Source organism: Acidaminococcus sp. CAG:542, assembly GCF_000437815.1.
In the GTDB taxonomy this organism is placed as follows: Bacteria; Bacillota; Negativicutes; order Acidaminococcales; family Acidaminococcaceae; genus Acidaminococcus.
In genome coordinates this window covers 1-1,346 of sequence record NZ_FR902023.1, presented here as the reverse complement: position 1 = coordinate 1,346, position 1,346 = coordinate 1, and the positions used below count along the sequence as shown (strand labels likewise).

1 protein-coding gene is annotated in these 1,346 nt (G+C 56.5%); it reads left to right on the top strand.

Features of this window, described 5'->3' with window-relative positions; genetic code table 11:
- The first annotated feature begins 257 nt into the window (after nt 1–257).
- Nucleotides 258–1,298, top strand: coding sequence for a hypothetical protein (locus QVO43_RS01360; protein ID WP_022486823.1), 1,041 nt, complete (start codon nt 258–260; stop codon nt 1,296–1,298).
- Nucleotides 1,299–1,346: the final 48 nt, after the last annotated feature.

The window sequence follows — 1,346 nt, the reverse complement described above, 5'->3', positions numbered from 1 at the left end:
CAGGGACGAACGGGTCTGCCCTCCCGGCGGAGCGCTTTCGCGGATGGAAGAGTATAGAAGCTTTTTGCCTTCTGGGCGGCTCCTACGGTTCTGTGCTCTTCACTCTGCGCTTTCGGCCCCATGAACGAATAACTATACTGTGATGAAGGGTTCACCGAGAACTTGTTGACACATACCTCGTCACTCCCTTCCTGTTGCCCACGCAACAGCCCCATGGTATACTGATAGGAATGAAACAAAGGAGGCTTTTTTTGTCCATGACGGAGGAAAAGAAGAAACGGTCCTGGATCCGGTCCAAACTGCCCTTTCTGGTACTGACCCTTTTGGTGATCCTGGGGGTGGTGGGGTACAATTACCGGACGGACATCGAGATGCGCATCGTCCATTTGAAACCCCAGCCGGTGCGCCAGGTGGAACTGGGAAAAATGGGGCTCCAGCTCCAGCGGTTCAATACCCCGGAAATCACCAGCTACGATGTGGACAAGATCCTCAGCTTCGTAATCCGGGATGACCGGTTCTATCTGGCCCTCCGGAGCCAGGACGGGGACAGCACGGCGGTCCAGGCCTATGAACGAAAAGAGGGGAGCCTGTTCCCTCTCCGGAGCTTCGGGAAAAAGGGCACCTACACCATCCCGGATAAAATGGTCCTGAGCGTGAACATTGCCGGGAACGGGGACATTGTGTATGTGAAGAAGGGACTCCATACCCTCCGGGACGGGAACGACATCATCAGCCTGAAGGGGAACACCACCGCTACCCGGGTGGCCTTCCTGCCCAGTGGGGAACAGGCCTATCTGTACGGCAACGACAATTTCACCCTGGCGGAGTACCATGACGGAGCCTTTGAAAAGAACAAGCCCGCCTTCCTCCACAACCGGGCCAAACCTTTTGCAGGAGGCCTGACCCAGGTGCGGATCACGAAAGACGGAACCATTTTCGGGGGCGGACGGATCAAGCCCAACGGCCTGAATATGGTGGAAGCTTTCAACAGCAGGGGGAAGGCTCTCCGGAGCTTTGGCAGTCCCATCCAGACGGATAAGGATTCCATCTACAACCTGATCGATATGGCGGTGCTGGACCATTATCTGGTGGTCATCGACGGGTTCACCCTGAAGTTCTGGACCCGGGAGGGACAGTACCTGGGGACCCTGAACAGTTCCAAGGTGCTGGGAGACAACCTGAACTGCGCCAAACTGGCTCCCATCGACGGGAACACCCTGGGGATCCTGGCCTTCGTCCGGAATGCCCAGACCCGGCTGGTGGAGATCCGGATCTTCGCACTGACGTTTCCAAGGTGAACCAGCCTCATGAACCCCATATTTTTGAACGTGTAAATCGGTACCGTA